The sequence below is a fragment of the Pygmaiobacter massiliensis genome (assembly GCF_900199435.1).
Taxonomy (GTDB): Bacteria; Bacillota; Clostridia; order Oscillospirales; family Ruminococcaceae; genus Pygmaiobacter; species Pygmaiobacter massiliensis.
Window position 1 is genome coordinate 116336 of record NZ_OAML01000002.1, and the last position, 16658, is coordinate 132993.

Genomic DNA, 16658 nt, shown 5'->3' on the forward strand with positions numbered 1-16658 from the left:
CTCACGATTTGTAGATGTTGCTATTATAGCGAAGTTGGACGGTAAGAGCAACCCCATCACCAAAAGAATTCGACATACTTTGCATTAAGGTTGCAGTACAATCCCGAAAAAGGGGGGTGAAATCAACGTGCTTTGCTTTTTGCTTCTTGTAGCGGGCTGGCTTTTCTGGCTTTGCAGACTCAGCAGCTATGCCGCAGAACGGGTAGAAGGGCGAAACCTTAAGCGCTGATAAATGCATGGACGAAATTTCAGAACACAGAGGAACCCCCTGCCGGTTTGACAGGGGGCCTTTCCTTTTTTTATTAAAGCTGTTTGAATTTTACCGGCAGAGAGGGAGAAGGCAGCTCAATGGTTTGTCCATTCAGGTAAGCCAGTGTGCTCTCTCTTGGGATTCCCTCAAAGCTTAGCCGGTACGCGCATAAAGCCTGGTCTGTAAAAGCAGGATAAAGGGCGTTAAAGTTTACATCACCATATTTTTTATCGCCCAGCAGCGGGCAGCCGAGAAAAGCAAGATGCGCCCGAATTTGGTGGGTGCGCCCGGTGTAGAGCGTAACGCGGCAAAGCGAACAGCCAGCGCGTTCTTCCAACACCTCTACGCCAGTGATAATTTCTTTGCGCTTTTCTGCGGGTTTGCGATAAATGAAAACCTTTTTCTTTCCTTCGTCATGCTGCCAGTACGCAGTCAGCCGACCCTCTGTGGGGCGGCCTTTTACGATGCAGAGATATTGTTTGTGTAGCCAGCTTTCCCGTATAATTGCGGTTGCATCGCGCAAGGCCGGGTAAGTTTTGGCTGCAAGCACCAGCCCTTCGGTACCACGGTCCAGTCGGTTGCAAATCGCCGGGCGAAAGGGGCTGCCCCCAGCGGGGATATATTCGCCGGTTTCTTTTAAATGGTCTACAAAAAGATCCACAAGGTTGGTATCACCTGTACGGTCAGAATGGCAAAGCATATGCACCGGTTTGTACAGCACGGCAATGGCAGCGTCTTCGTATACGATTTGCAGTTTGCCGGGTTTCTTTTTTAAAGGCGCGGCAGAAGGTGCGGCAAAGAACTCATCATTCAGGTAAAGCTGCACCAGGTCTCCGGTGGCAAGCCGGTAATCTGGGTCTTGCTTTTTTCCATTTACTTTAATGCGTTTATTGCGAAAACTCTTGTAAAGTACAGAACGCGGCAGTTCTGCCGTTACTTTCTCTACGAAGCGCGAAAGGCGGACGCCTTCCTCATTTGCGCTGGCGGTAAATTCTTTCACTTAAAACATCCTTTTGGGGTATCAGCCCACAGAAATTAAATTGCTCTTGCCGCCTGACCTGTGCTATAATAAAAACGTTGCTTTTTCAGTAAAAAACGATGTTCAGGCAATACAAAAATCAATAAAAGTAAGTATAAACAAAAAACAGGGGGGTGTCAATTTGGGGATTCACGATGGGCACCGTCAGCGCTTGCAAAAGCGGTTTTTGCAACAGGGCATTGAAGGATTTGAACCAATAAATGTGCTGGAACTACTTTTGTTTTTTACCCATAAACGCTGCGACACCAACGAAATGGCACACCGCCTGCTAGAACGATTTGGCAGCTTTGCGGGGGTATTGGATGCCCCTTATAACGCCTTAATAGAGGTTGAGGGAATTGGCCCGACTTCGGCGACACTCATTAAGCTGGTGCAGGCAGTGGCTGCCTTTTACCAGGCCGACCGCACTGCAAACTGCACCGTGATTACCAGAACCTCCGACGCCGGCGAGTTTTTCGTAGGCAGGCTTTTTGGTAAGCCTAACGAAGAAGTGCATGTTTTATTGCTGGACGATAAAAACAAGGTACTGCGTGCCACGAAACTTTTTGAAGGCACCGTAAATATGGCGCCGATTAGCATCAAAAAGGTTGTCACAGAAGTAGTCGCTACCAATGCCACAGGGGTTATCTTAGCTCATAATCACCCGGGTGGCCTTGCGCTGCCCTCACGGAATGATAAGCAGGCAACCGCCCAGCTGATGCAGGCATTGCAGCTTTTAAATGTGCGTCTGGTAGATCATATTATTGTTGCGGAAGACAGTTATATTTCTCTTGCAGATACGGGACTGCTCGCACAGCTTGCGTATACCAGATGACAGGACGCGGCAACGCGCCAACAGAAATATTTTGATAAAACGAAAGCACAGAGTTTCCCCATGCAAACAGCTGGGCGCTCTGTGCTTTTATTATTGGCCTAAAGCATCTAATGCCTCCCTAACGTCTTTTGCAAGCAAAGGCTGCATGCTGGGGGGATAACTGCTTATGGTGATATCCGCAAGCGCGGTGATGATATCGCTCTTCCACAGTGGCTTTGCTGCGGCAAGGGCCGGCAAAGCCTTAAGGCACTGCCGCGCGGCTGTGGGCTTTACATCGCCGAGGCAGGCCAGGCACCGCGCTTGTACCGCTTCTATTTTGTTTGCACTGTCCCATTTTGCACTGGCTGCAATCAAGCGAAATCCACGCGTGCGCAGGTAAGAGTTTTCGCTCCACAGCATCGCAGTAAAAACGTCTAAAAAATTGTAAATCTGCGCAGATTTACGGCTTTCTTCTTCCAGTGTTTGTAAGCAGAAAAACGCATAGTTATGGTCTGCTGCGCTTAAACCGGCTATCAGCTCCGGCAGCTCTTTCATTTGCACACCTCCAGCAAATTTCATCTGTCTTTTTTGCCATTGTAGCAGCAGAAACTGGTTTCATCAACTGTATCGTGCAGGCAACCGTGAATTTTACAAATTTACAAGGGTGTTCTATTGATATTAAAAATGTTTAATGAGATAATATAACATATGTGTTTTTTGATAAGAATAGAGTGAATTTTGCCCGAAAAGGCAGAACATGCCCAGGCAACAGGTGCCTCGGTATGCAGTAAGGAGGCGAAACAGTATGGACCATTTTGAACTGGTCTCAGAATATAAGCCGACGGGTGACCAGCCCCAAGCGATTGCAAAGCTGACAGAAGGATTAAAAAACGGATACCACGCACAAACGATGCTGGGCGTTACCGGCAGTGGTAAAACGTTTACCATGGCCAATATTATTGCAAATGCCAACCGGCCGGCGCTGGTGTTGGCACATAATAAAACGCTGGCAGCTCAGTTGTGCACCGAGTTTCGGGAATTTTTTCCGAACAACGCGGTAGAGTATTTCGTTTCGTATTACGATTACTATCAGCCGGAAGCCTACATTCCTTCTACCGACACCTACATTGAAAAAGATAGCGCAATTAATGAGGAAATCGACCGCCTGCGCCACTCTGCCACCGCGGCACTGTCTGAGCGACGTGACGTTATCATCGTTGCCAGCGTATCCTGCATTTACTCGCTCGGTAGCCCTATTGATTACCGCAGCATGGTTATCAGTCTACGCCAGGGGATGATGATGAAACGCGATGAGCTGATGCGGCGGCTGGTAGATTTGCAGTATGAGCGCAACGACATCAATTTCACCCGCAACAAATTCCGCGTACACGGCGACATCGTAGAGATTAACCTTGCCTATTACAATGATGTTGCCATCCGGGTTGAGTTTTTTGGTGACGAGATTGACCGTATCAGTGAGGTAAATGCACTGACCGGAGATCGCAAAAACACCATTAAGCATGTAGCCATTTTCCCGGCAAGCCATTATATCGTCCCACGCGAAAAAATGGCTTCGGCGATCGGTCAAATTCGGGAAGAAATGGATGAGCAGGTGAAAGCCTTTACAGCTGAGGGCAAGCTGATTGAAGCGCAGCGCATTGCCCAGCGCACCAACTACGATATGGAAATGCTGCAGGAAGTAGGTGTCTGCAAAGGTATCGAAAACTATTCCTGCACCCTTTCCGGGCGTGAGCCGGGCAGCATTCCGTGTACGCTGCTGGACTATTTCCCAGATGATTTCATCTTATTTGTGGACGAAAGTCACGTTATGCTGCCCCAGTTGCGGGCGATGTACGGCGGCGACCGGGCACGCAAGCAGAACCTTGTGAACTTTGGTTTCCGGCTGCCTTCTGCTTTTGATAACCGCCCGCTGACCTTTGATGAGTTTGAGGGCAAAATAGGGCAGGCAATCTATGTTAGCGCAACCCCGGGCGAATACGAGCGTACTCACTCCGCGCAGATTGCAGAGCAAGTAATTCGTCCCACCGGGCTTCTGGATCCGGAAGTTATCGTTAAACCCGTCGAGGGGCAAATTGAAGATCTGCTTTCGGAAATCAACCAGCGCATTGACCGCAAAGAGCGGGTGCTGGTAACCACCCTAACCAAAAAAATGGCAGAAGATCTTACCGAGTATCTTTCTGACCACGGGGTAAGAGTAAAATACTTGCACCACGAGGTAGATAACTTTGAGCGTCAAGAGCTGATTCGGGACCTGCGCAGTGGTGCCATCGATGTTTTGGTGGGCATTAACCTGCTGCGTGAAGGGCTTGATTTACCAGAAGTCACGCTGGTTGCAATTTTGGATGCCGACAAAGAAGGCTTTTTGCGCAGCGAAACCAGCTTGATACAAACCATCGGCCGTGCCGCGCGCAACGCCGAAGGCAAGGTAATCATGTATGCCGATACGGTTACCCCAAGCATGGAGCGTGCGCTGCTGGAAACCGACCGGCGCCGCGGCATTCAGCAGTCATACAACGAGGCACATGGCATCGTGCCTAAAACAATCCACAAAGAGATTCGCGGCATGATTAACATTTCTACCGAAGAAGACGGCAGTGAGAAAAAGGCAAAGCGCATGAGCAGGGCAGAGAGAGAACAGCTGATTACGCGCCTGACCAGAGAAATGAAAGAAGCCGCTAAAATACTTGATTTTGAGCACGCAGCTTACTTGCGTGACCGTATTGAAAAACTCAGAAAGGGCTAATATTTTGAGCAGAGATAAAATCGTCATCAAAGGTGCCAGAGAGCACAATTTAAAAAATATCGACGTAACCCTGCCGCGTGACCAACTGATTGTAATGACTGGTCTTTCGGGCAGCGGTAAATCCAGCCTTGCGTTCGATACGATTTACGCCGATGGACAGCGCCGCTATGTAGAGAGTCTTTCCAGCTATGCGCGTCAGTTTTTGGGCCAGATGGACAAGCCCGATGTAGATTCCATCGAAGGACTTTCTCCGGCTATTTCCATAGACCAAAAGACTACTTCGCGCAACCCGCGTTCCACCGTTGGCACCGTAACCGAGATTTATGACTACCTGCGTTTGCTTTATGCACGCATCGGCGTGCCGCACTGTCCGGTTTGCGGCAGGGTGATTGAGCAGCAGACTGTCGACCAGATGGTGGATGCTATTCTCAAACTGCCGGAGGGAACTCGTTTTCAGGTGCTCGCGCCGGTGGTGCGGGGCCGAAAAGGTACCCACGTAAAAGAGTTTGAAGCAGCGGCCCGCAGTGGTTTTGCCCGCGTAAGGGTGGATGGCAACCTCTATGACCTTGAAGAAGAAATCAAGCTGGAAAAGAACATCAAACACACCATTGAAATCGTAGTCGACCGCCTTGTCATTAATGATGAGGTGCGCAGCCGTCTTGCGGATTCCATTGAGACTGCAACCGGCCTTTCCGGTGGGCTTATCGTCATCGATGTCATCGGCGGGGAAGAGATGCACTTTTCTCAAAACTATGCCTGCCCGGAACATGGTGTTTCGGTGGATGAGCTAGCGCCCCGCATGTTCAGCTTTAATAACCCGTTCGGTGCCTGCGAAAAATGTACCGGCCTCGGTACCTTTATGCGGGTAGACCCGGAGTTACTGCTGCCGAACAAAAAACTTTCCATCAAACAGGGTGGCATTAAGGCAAGTGGCTGGTATTATTCGCCGGGCTCCATCAGCGAAATGTATTACAAGGCGCTTGCGAAGCGGTATAACTTTACACTCGACACGCCCATTAAAGAGATTTCCGCAGAGGGCCTTCAAGCCCTGCTCTACGGTACTGGCAGCGAAAAGCTGGAACTCTACCGGGAAACGGAACGAGGCGAAGGCCGATATTATGCCAGCTTTGAGGGCTTGGTGGGCAACCTAGAGCGCCGTTTTCGCGAAACCACCAGCGACTGGATGAAAGAAGAGATTGCAGGCTTTATGAACGGCGTAGCCTGCCCGGATTGTAACGGTGACCGTTTGAAGCAAACGAGCCTTGCCGTGACAGTCGGTGGCATCAATATTACACAGTTCACACAAAAATCTGTGCGTGATGAGCTGCTTTTCCTGGATACGCTGGAGCTGACCGAGCGCGAGCATATGATTGCTGATCGCATTTTAAAAGAAATTCGTGAGCGCCTCGGCTTTTTACAGAGCGTAGGACTTGAGTATCTCACACTGTTTCGTAACGCGCAGACCCTTTCGGGCGGTGAAAGCCAACGTATTCGGCTTGCAACCCAAATCGGTTCTTACCTTGTGGGGGTGCTTTATATTCTCGACGAGCCTTCCATTGGATTGCACCAGCGTGATAACAGCAAGCTGATTGCTACCATGCAACGGCTTCGTGACCTCGGCAATACCCTTATTGTGGTAGAGCATGATGAGGACACGATGCGCGCGGCGGATTATATTGTTGATATTGGCCCGGGTGCGGGCGTCCACGGCGGCGAGTTGGTGGCAGCCGGTACCGTGGCAGACATTATGGCAGAGCCACGCTCTATCACCGGGCAATATCTTTCGGGCAAAAAGCAAATCGCAGTACCGAAAGAGCGTCGCAAGGGAACAGGGCAGGCAATTCGCATTATTGACGCGACCCAGAACAACCTCAAAAATGTTACTGCGGAGTTCCCGCTCGGTGTCATGACCTGCGTGACCGGCGTTTCGGGCAGCGGAAAATCCAGCTTGATTAACGATATCCTGTACAAAAAGCTTGCCAGTGAATTGAACGGTGCCAAGCTGCGCCCCGGCAAATTTGCAGATATTGAAGGGCTGGAATATGTCGATAAGGTGATTGGTATTGATCAGTCACCCATCGGGCGCACACCGCGCTCGAACCCTGCCACCTACACCGGTGTATTCACAGATATTCGCACTCTGTTCTCGCAAACACAGGATGCCAAAATGCGCGGCTACGGTCCGGGACGCTTTTCCTTTAACGTGAAGGGCGGCCGCTGCGAAGCTTGTGAGGGCGACGGCATTATTAAAATCGAAATGCACTTTTTGCCGGATATTTATGTGCCTTGCGAGGTTTGCAAAGGGAAACGTTACAACCGCGAAACGCTCGAAGTCAAATACAAGGACAAGAGCATTTATGATGTGCTGGATATGACAGTGGAAGAAGCGATGGGCTTTTTTGAGAATATTCCGCGCATTTATCGCAAAATCAAAACTTTGTCGGATGTAGGCCTTGGCTATATCAAGCTGGGGCAGAGTGCAACTACTCTTTCGGGCGGTGAAGCACAGCGCGTTAAACTGGCACTGGAGCTGGCAAAACGCGAAACAGGGCAGACAGTATATATTCTAGACGAGCCGACCACCGGTCTGCATGTTGCAGACGTGCATAAACTCATCACAGTGCTGCAAAAACTGGTCGATGCAGGCAATACGATTATTGTGATTGAGCACAATCTGGACATTATCAAGGTAAGCGACCACATCATCGACCTTGGCCCGGAGGGCGGCGATGCGGGCGGTGAGATTATTGCAGTAGGCACCCCCGAAGAAGTAGCCGCCTGCGAGCGAAGCTATACCGGCCAATATTTGAAGCCTTTGCTCGCCAAATAACGACTAAGACTTGTGAAAAGCCTCCAAAAGTAGTATAATTAGCTAATTGGAGGTGAAGCTTTGGATTACCAGAACTTCGTGGAGCAGGATCGCGTGATTGACGCGATTGCTAACTATTATGAAACCCCGCCCCTTGCTTATATGCACTCCTTTGGCTGTCAGCAAAACGTAAATGACGGTGAAAAGATCAAAGGCGTGCTGGTGCAGCTCGGGTATGGGCTGACAGACCGTGCCGAAGGCGCGGACCTTGTCATCTTTAACACCTGCGCAGTGCGAGAGCATGCAGAACAGCGTGTTTTCGGCAACATCGGCGCGCTGAAAAATCTAAAGGTCGCAAACCCGAAAATGATGATTGCTGTTTGTGGCTGCATGGTGCAGCAAAAAACAGTAGTCGATAAAATCAAACAGAGTTATCCGTATGTAGATATCGTGTTTGGTGTAAATGGCATCGATCAGCTGCCTCATATGATCGGAGAGCGTATCCGAACCCGTAAAAAAGTGATTATGGAGCCGGCGGAGCGGACTGAGCTGGTAGAAAACCTGCCAATCCATCGCGACTCTTCCTTTAAAGCGTGGCTGCCCATTATGTATGGCTGCGATAATTTCTGCTCGTACTGCATTGTTCCGTTTGTTCGTGGCAGAGAGCGCAGCCGTTCGGCAGAGAACATTCTGGCAGAGTTTCGTGCGCTGATTCAGAGTGGATATAAAGAGATTACGCTGCTGGGGCAGAACGTGAACAGCTATGGCAAGGGCCTGGATCACCCGATGGATTTTGCAGATCTTCTCGCAATGCTTGCAGAAGAGCCCGGTGACTTCCGCCTGCGGTTTATGACCAGCCACCCCAAAGATGCAAGCCGGAAGCTGATTGACACAATCGCCACGCACGATAAGATTTGCAACAATCTCCACCTACCGGTACAGAGCGGCTCGGATTCCATCCTTGCTCAGATGAACCGCAAATACAATGTTACAGAATACCTTTCTCTGATTCGCTACGCAAAAGAAAGGATTCCTGAGATGACTTTCTCCAGCGATATCATCGTCGGTTTCCCGGGCGAGACAGAAGAGGATTTTGAAAAAACACTGGAACTGGTGCGTGAAGTAGGCTACGTGCAGTTGTTTACTTTTATCTATTCCAAACGTACTGGCACAAAAGCCGCAATGATGCCCGACAGCACCCCTTATAGCGCCAAAACGGCGCGTATTAGCAAACTGCTGAATCTGCATGAGGAATTTGCCGTTAATTTTGCAGAAAAAATGGTCGGCCGCAAGGTGCGCGTACTGGTAGACGGTTTGGGCAAAATAGAGGGCACTTGGAGCGGACGCCTTGAAAATAATCTGGTGGCAGAGTTTTCTGCACCGGAAAACCACACCGGCAAATTTGTGTGGGTGAATATTACAGGGCATCGGGGCATTCTGCTTACCGGTTCTATTGCCGAAGAGCAGGGCGAATAAACAAAAAGATGTATGGCCTGCCGGCAGGCAGCCAATCCTAAATACAATATAATCAAAGGAGCTATTATAAATGGACGTTATTGAATTGACTAAACAGCTGGGCCTGGAGCTTCAGAAAAGTGAAGCCTTTAAAGTGCTGGACAACGCACGCAAGCTGAACGATGCTGACCAGGAGCTGCAGCAGCAGATTGCTGACTTCAATCTTGCTCGCATGGACCTGAACAACGAGATTGCAAAAGGCGACGACAAAAATACCGATCGCGTCAACGACATCAACGAGAAAATCCATGCACTGTACATGGAAATCATGAATAACGAGAGCATGGTCGCTTACAACCAGGCGAAAAACCAGATGGATACGCTGATGCAGTACATTACCGATATCCTGACCGCTGCCGTAAACGGCGAAGATCCGACCGCTGTGCAGCAGTCCTCTGGCGGCTGCAGTGGCAGCTGCGGCAGCTGTGGTGGCTGTCACTAATAGAACAGCTTTCAACCGAAGCGGTGCGCGTAGATCCGCGTACCGCTTTTTATTTTACTTGTGTTAGGTGGTGCGCATTTTGGCGGAGCTTTCCCCCATGATGAAACAGTATTTTGAAATCAAGGAGCAATATAAGGACGCAATTCTGTTTTTTCGGCTCGGCGATTTTTATGAAATGTTCTTCGATGATGCGATACTTGCGTCAAAAGAGTTGGAACTTACCCTTACCGGGCGCGATTGCGGTCAGGAAGAGCGTGCCCCTATGTGTGGCGTGCCGTTTCACTCCAGCGAAGGGTATATTGCAAGGTTGATTGCAAAGGGCTATAAAGTAGCCATCTGCGAGCAAATGGAGGATCCGTCCCTTGCAAAAGGGTTGGTAAAGCGTGATATTATCCGCGTAATCACGCCAGGCACTGTCATTGAAAGCAGTATGCTGGATGATGCGAAAAACAATTATATCGGCTCGGTTTGCTTAATGGGCAAAGAAGCAGGTGTTGTTTTTGCAGATATTTCTACTGGTGTGTGCCATGCGACGCATCTTTCAGGCGAAAAGCTGGATGAACAGCTGCTGGGAGAGCTTTGCCGTTTTTGCCCGAGTGAATTACTGTTTAATGCAGAGATTCTTGCACATAAACGAGTGACAGGGTACATCAAAGACCATCTGGCTTGCCTCGTTGAGCTGCTGGATGAGACGGATTATAGGCCGGCGGCTTGCCAGGAGAAACTGGAACATCAATTTGGAACAGATTACGAAAAAACTACAGGACTTGCGGCAGGCAGCGCCTTAGCTCTTTCCGTTGCTGCGCTGATTGCATACCTGGAAAGAACCCAGAAAAAGGGTATCGAACGTCTGAAAGTCGTAGACCTGTACAGCGGGTCTGAGTATATGCGGCTTTCTCCTGTTACCCGCGCAAACTTGGAACTTACCGAGACGATGCGCGGCAGAGAAAAACGCGGCACATTGCTTTGGGTGCTGGACAAAACTGAAACAGCGATGGGAAAACGTCTCATTCGTGCATGGGTGGAGCAACCGCTGCTGAATGTCGCACAGATTAACGCCCGTCTTGATGGAACGGAAGAGCTTTATCGCGACAATGTGCTGCGTTCTGACTTAATGGAAGAGCTGGGCAGAGTGTTCGATCTCGAGCGTTTGATGACACGTGTAATCTATGGCTCTGCCTCACCGAAAGAAGTTTATGCACTGTCGGCAACCTGTGGTGTTTTGCCGGGCATTCGCACTTTGATTTCCGGCTGTAAAACAGCCGAAATTCGTGATTTGCTTTCTCGCATTGACCCATTGCAGGATGTAAAGGACCGTATTGAAGCTGCCATTGATGAAAATGCGCCTTCTACCTTAAAAGAAGGCGGTGTGATTCGCACCGGGTATAACTCGGAAGTGGATGAGCTGAGAGACATTGTGCATGGCGGCAAAGGTTTTTTGACCGGGCTTGAAACTAAGCTGCGGGAAGAAACTGGTATTTCTAAACTGAAGATTGGCTATAACCGGGTGTTCGGCTATTACATAGAGGTCTCGCGCGCGGTTACGGCAGAAATTCCGGCAAACTTTGTACGCAAACAAACCCTTGCCAATGCCGAGCGCTACATTACGGACGAGCTGAAACAGCTGGAAAGCCGCATTTTGGGCGCAAGCGAACGCCTTGTATTGCTCGAACGTCAGCTTTTTGATGATCTGCTGGGTGACATTGCGAAAGAGCTGCTTCGTGTACAAGCTACTGCAGCAGCCATTGCAGAGCTGGATGTGTTGTGCAGTTTTGCAGAAACGGCGCGTAAAAACAATTATGTGCGACCCATCGTCAACAATGGCGACGAGCTGAAAATTGTGGAAGGCCGTCATCCGGTGGTAGAAAAAATGACCGGTAAAAGCATTTTTGTGCCCAATGACACAGAACTGGACTGCCGCGACAACCGTATGCTGATTATTACCGGGCCGAATATGGCAGGTAAGTCTACCTATATGCGACAAACCGCACTCATTAGTCTGATGGCACAAATCGGTTCGTTTGTGCCCGCAAAAGAAGTAGTCGCAGGCGTGGTAGACAGCATCTTTACCCGCGTGGGTGCAGCAGATGACCTCTCTGCCGGTAAATCTACATTTATGGTGGAGATGACCGAAGTTGCAGAGATTCTTGAAAAAGCAACGCGTAAAAGCCTTGTTGTTTTAGACGAAATCGGACGGGGTACCTCTACGTTTGATGGCATGAGCATTGCCCGCGCCGTAGTAGAGCACATGGCGGACGATGGGGGGCATCTTGCCTGCAAAACGCTGTTTGCCACCCATTATCATGAGCTGACTGAGCTGGAATCCGAAATCGAAGGCGTGAAGAATTACAATATTGCCGTAAAAAAACGTGGCGATGACATTACCTTCCTGCGTCGTATTGTGCGTGGGCCAGCGGATGACAGTTACGGTATCGAGGTTTCAAAGCTTGCCGGGCTGCCGGATGCAGTTATTGTTCGCGCAAAAGAGGTGCTCAAAGAGCTGGAATCCGGCTCGGCGGTAAATGCTGTAACCCAAATGGATTTTGGCAACTTTGAGCGATATGAAAAGCTTAGTGCGCCGCCCAAACTGGTAGAGCAGCTGCGCGCGTTGGATGTGGAAACGCTTACTCCGCTGGAAGCGCTGAATGCACTTTACCGGCTGAAACAAGAGTTTGCAGAGGAAGAAAAATAGCAAAGATAAGTTCCCGAAAGGCAGGTGAATGCTTTGGCAGTGATTCATGTATTAGATAAACATACTGCAGAGCTAATAGCTGCGGGCGAAGTGGTCGAACGGCCTTCTTCCGTAGTAAAAGAGTTGGTAGAAAATGCAATTGATGCGGGTGCAAAACACATTTGTGTCGAAATTGAACGAGGAGGCATCTCGCGTATCACCGTCGAAGATGACGGTTGCGGAATTGAAGCGGAGTTTATTGCAACAGCCTTCATTCGCCATGCTACAAGCAAAATAGAAAAGCCAGCTGATCTTGACAGCATTGGCACACTGGGTTTTCGTGGTGAGGCTCTGGCAAGCATCTCCGCTGTGGCAAGAGTAGAGCTTATTACCCGCACTGAGCAGGACGAATATGCCTGCTGTTACCGACAGGCAGGCGGGGAAGAGCTTTCAGCAGAAGCTGCCGCCCGCCCGGTTGGCACCACGGTAACGGTGCAGGATTTGTTTTATAATGTACCGGCCCGCATGAAGTTTTTGAAAAAAGACCAAAGCGAAGCAAACTACGTAGGCGATGTAGTGTTGCGGCAAGCGCTAGCCCATCCAGAAATCTCGTTCACTTACATTAAAGACGGAAAAGAACAATTCCAAACACCTGGCGACGAGCGCTTGCTTTCCGCCATCTACGGTGTACTTTCTAAAGATTTCGCGAAAAATCTACTTTCTGTGCAACAACAGAGTGGTATTATTGACGTTGCGGGCTTTGTAACAGCCCCTACTGCCTGCCGCGGCAGCAGAGGAATGCAGTTCTTTTATGTAAATGGCCGCTATGTACAAAACACCACCATGACAGCTGCCGTCGAAGCAGCTTATAAGGGAATGGTGATGCAGGGCAGATTCCCTGGCTGCGTATTAAACCTTACCATGCCGCTTGACCGCGTGGATGTTAATGTGCATCCTGCCAAAACAGAGGTGCGCTTTGCAAATAACAACGAAATATTTGACCATGTCTACCGTGCTGTAAAACTTTGCCTGAATGGGCCGGGGCTGCCGACCAGAGAGGTGACTTTGGCGCCGGCAGCAGGCTTTTCAAGTGTGGAGACACAGCAAGCGGAACCAATTAGCTCTGGCAGTACTGTACAGCTTGACAACTTTACAGTCCCGAAAGAGGCAGAAAAGGCCGAGTTCAAAGGGTATCCGCAACCCACATTCTCATTTCAGCCAAATGGTTTTGCAAGTAAGCCTATTTTTGCGGCTCACTCGGTAGATGCCGCTCCAAGCCTGCTTGCGCAAGAGTCACCGGTGCTTTATCAGACCAGCCCGTTGCAACGTCCGGCATCAGCTAATGTGTTCTCTGACACATCTTTAGATATTCAAAAATTGCCAGAAGAGGTACCGGCTGCATACGTGGCAGAAAGTGCACCAGTGCAGCAATCGCTTGTGGCAGAAGAAATATTGGCAGATGTAAGTTTGTCCGCCAGCGAAAAAGCGCCGCTTCGCTATATTGGCGAAGCCTTCGCAACCTACCTGATTGCTGAGCGGAACGACCACCTTGTGCTGATAGATAAGCATGCTGCCCATGAGCGCATTCTTTACGAAAAACTGGTAGCGGGTTATGGTGCTGTGGATGGGCAGATGCTGCTTGCGCCCGTTACCGTAAATCTGGATGCCGCGGAGAAAAACGCCTTGACCGAAAACGAAGAGCTGCTTGCAAAAGCGGGTTTTGAGGTAGAGGACTTTGGTGGCAACAGTGTGTTGATTCGTGCTGTACCGGTTGACGCGGCAGATGTTTCGGTGGTCTCGCTGACACAGGAAATTGCGGCAAAGCTTACGCTGAATGCACGTAATACGCTGAGCGAAAAGACAGACTGGGTGCTGCATTCGATTGCCTGCCGTGCCGCCATCAAAGCAGGGGACCGCAATCAGCCGGAAGAGCTGATTTTACTGGCGCAAGATATTTTGGATGGCAAAGTGCCGCCGTTTTGCCCGCATGGGCGCCCAGTGGTGCTGCGCCTGACGAGAAAAGAATTGGAGAAACAATTTGGCAGACTGCAATAAACCGAAATTGCTTGCGGTGGCAGGCCCCACAGCAAGCGGAAAAACCGCGCTGGCAATTCGGCTTGCGCAGCAGTATAACGGCGAGATTATATCTGCCGATTCGATGCAAATTTATCAGGGTCTGGATATTGGTACTGCAAAAGCCACCGAAGAAGAGCGCGCGGCTGTGCCGCATCATCTTATTGATATTGCGCAGCCTCAACAGGCATATAGCGTGGCAGACTTTGTGCCGCTGGCAGAGCAGAAAATAGCAGAGATTACGGCGCGCGGACATCTACCTATTTTGTGCGGAGGCACAGGCTTGTACCTTTCAACACTTGTAAATGGAATCACCTTTACAGAAGAAAAAGGAGATGAAACCGTACGCCAGCAGTTGGCGCAAGAGCTGAAAGTGCAAGGCGCGGCACATATGCTGGCCAAACTGGCGCAGGTAGACCCTGAATATGCGGCCAAGCTGCATGAAAACGATCACAAGCGCGTTCTTCGGGGACTTGAGCTATACCATAAAACCGGTAAAACAATGTCCCAGCAATTACGCGATTCCCGCCCGGCAGAAAAGCCGTATGATGCCTTGATTTTTGGGTTGAATTACGCCAGCCGAGAGCTGCTGTATAGCCGCATCAATCTGCGGGTGGACAAGATGGTAGAAGAAGGCGTGCTGAGCGAAGCTGAACTTGTCTATCGGCATCGCGATGCTTGGAAGACCGCCGCGCAAGCGATTGGCTATAAAGAATTCTTTCCTTATTTTGAAGAAATTCAGCCGCTGCAAGATTGCGTAGAAAAACTAAAGCAGGCGACCCGCAACTATGCAAAGCGCCAGTTAAGCTGGTTTCGTGGCATGCCGGAAATTTATTGGCTTGATGCCGCAGATCCAAAACCGGAACAAAAGCTGGCCGAGTGGCTTTGCCGCTAATCTGCTTTTCTACGGTTTACCATAAATTTTTGCTGGTTGATGAGTGAATTGGGCTGGCACAACTCTTTTGCGCTGCGAGTATTTCATACTAAAAATACAAAAGCTGGCCGGCACTTTATGAACAGACATTAAAAAATAAGATTTTCGGATAAAAAAGGAGGCAGCCTATGCGCAAACGAATTTTGCCAATTGCAATAGCCGCCGTCCTACTGATTCCGCTTGTATATCTTGCTTATCATCTGCTACCGGTTATTTTTCCGGAGTACGATACCCAAACCGCGATTGTCTATACACTGGCGGATGGTGTGGATGTAACGGGCGTAGCAGTGCGGTCGGAAAGAGCGATTTCTGGTTCTGCCGAGGGTGGAACTGTTGGGTATCTAGTAGAAGATGGAAGCCGAGTTTCCGGTGGCAGTGTTGTAGCAGAGATTTATGCCGGACAAGAACAGGCAAACCAGCGCGCAAGAGAAAACGCGCTGACCACAGAGCTCGAGATGCTGAATGCATCGCAAGATCCTGCGCAAACCAGCGAAGGCAATGTGGGGGTTATCCTAAAGCAGCAGATGCAAAATTTGTACCAGCTGCAAAAGACGATTGCCAGCGGCTACTATGATACACTGCCGGAAGACCGCGCTGGGCTTACGAAGTCTGCAAACATGCTGCAAATTGCGACTGGGAAAACACCGAACTTTGATGACCGTATCGCGGCAATTACCGCAGAGCGTGATGCAGCGGCAGCAGCAGTAGGGCAAGTAACTTATCTTTCATCAGACACCACAGGCTATTTTTCCGCCATCACCGACGGCGCGGAAGCAACATATACGGAAAGCTATTTGGACAGTCTGCCCACTGCAGACCTCGAAACCCTGCTTGCAACTCCTTTGCCGCAGCAGGGCGGACAAGCCGGTAAAATCGTACAGGATTATAAATGGTATTTCTATTTTGTTGTAGACGCGGCTGCTGCACAGCGTTTTGATGAAGATAAGGACGGCAAGGTAACCATTGACTTCCACTACACCGGCGCGGAAGAAGTTCCGGCAAACATTGTCAGTATCACGCCGGATGCGGCAACTGGCAAAAGCGTTGTAAAACTGGTGTGTACTTATATTAATCACGATACCATCAACTTGCGTGTGCAACACGCAAGCGTAAACTTTAAAAGTTATACCGGTATTCGTGTAGACCGTGACGCGCTTCACATCGTTAAAGACGAGCGCGGTGTTTATGTGCGTTTTGGCAATTTGGTTCAGTTTAAAAAAGTCTCGCCGCTGTTTGAAAATGACAACTATGCTTTGTTGCCGGTGCAGTACACGGTAGAGGATCCTAAGAACCAGGTTGTTGTTTATGATGAGATCATTGTGGCAGGCAAAAACCTCTACGACAATAAACTGCTGTAATCGGTTTTTT

The 16658-nt window shown here is 49.7% G+C and carries 11 protein-coding genes; 9 read left to right on the forward strand and 2 right to left on the reverse strand.

The genetic code is table 11. The features are described 5' to 3' along the window. Positions 1-302: 302 nt before the first annotated feature. The gene (locus tag C1A11_RS00545) at positions 303-1250 is read right to left on the reverse strand and encodes an RluA family pseudouridine synthase (protein WP_102048486.1); all 948 of its coding nucleotides are present in this window, start codon (positions 1248-1250) and stop codon (positions 303-305) included. A gap of 160 nt (positions 1251-1410) precedes the next feature. On the opposite strand from C1A11_RS00545, the gene C1A11_RS00550 reads away from it, so the two are divergent. After that, positions 1411-2103: a JAB domain-containing protein gene (locus C1A11_RS00550; protein WP_180950189.1), complete on the forward strand. Its 693-nt coding sequence runs from the start codon at positions 1411-1413 to the stop codon at positions 2101-2103. A 90-nt stretch (positions 2104-2193) separates the two neighbouring features. Here the strand turns inward: C1A11_RS00550 and C1A11_RS00555 are convergent, their stop codons facing one another. After that, positions 2194-2637: a SufBD protein gene (locus C1A11_RS00555; RefSeq protein ID WP_102048488.1), complete on the reverse strand. Its 444-nt coding sequence runs from the start codon at positions 2635-2637 to the stop codon at positions 2194-2196. 250 nt (positions 2638-2887) lie between these two features. Between C1A11_RS00555 and uvrB the strand changes: the two genes are divergently transcribed. From uvrB to C1A11_RS00595, 8 genes are all read left to right on the forward strand, one after another. Continuing rightward, entirely contained in the window at positions 2888-4846 is a 1959-nt protein-coding gene (gene uvrB / locus C1A11_RS00560; RefSeq protein ID WP_102048489.1) for an excinuclease ABC subunit UvrB, read from the forward strand. A gap of 4 nt (positions 4847-4850) precedes the next feature. After that, positions 4851-7676, forward strand: coding sequence for an excinuclease ABC subunit UvrA (uvrA, locus tag C1A11_RS00565; protein WP_102048490.1), 2826 nt, complete (start codon positions 4851-4853; stop codon positions 7674-7676). A gap of 60 nt (positions 7677-7736) precedes the next feature. After that, positions 7737-9131: a tRNA (N6-isopentenyl adenosine(37)-C2)-methylthiotransferase MiaB gene (gene miaB, locus C1A11_RS00570; RefSeq protein ID WP_242965776.1), complete on the forward strand. Its 1395-nt coding sequence runs from the start codon at positions 7737-7739 to the stop codon at positions 9129-9131. A gap of 70 nt (positions 9132-9201) precedes the next feature. Further along, a complete protein-coding gene (locus C1A11_RS00575) occupies positions 9202-9612 on the forward strand; it encodes a YlbF/YmcA family competence regulator (RefSeq protein WP_102048491.1) in 411 nt (136 codons plus the stop codon). Between the two features lie 79 nt (positions 9613-9691). Continuing rightward, entirely contained in the window at positions 9692-12304 is a 2613-nt protein-coding gene (gene mutS, locus C1A11_RS00580; protein WP_102048492.1) for a DNA mismatch repair protein MutS, read from the forward strand. 39 nt (positions 12305-12343) lie between these two features. Next, positions 12344-14338 (forward strand): DNA mismatch repair endonuclease MutL, encoded by a 1995-nt coding sequence (gene mutL, locus C1A11_RS00585; protein WP_341458121.1) that lies wholly within the window; start codon positions 12344-12346, stop codon positions 14336-14338. Continuing rightward, positions 14322-15251, forward strand: a complete 930-nt coding sequence (miaA, locus tag C1A11_RS00590; protein WP_242965777.1) for a tRNA (adenosine(37)-N6)-dimethylallyltransferase MiaA — start codon at positions 14322-14324, stop codon at positions 15249-15251. Before mutL ends, miaA begins: the two co-directional genes overlap by 17 nt. A gap of 167 nt (positions 15252-15418) precedes the next feature. Continuing rightward, positions 15419-16648 (forward strand): biotin/lipoyl attachment domain-containing protein, encoded by a 1230-nt coding sequence (locus C1A11_RS00595; RefSeq protein ID WP_102048493.1) that lies wholly within the window; start codon positions 15419-15421, stop codon positions 16646-16648. Positions 16649-16658: the final 10 nt, after the last annotated feature.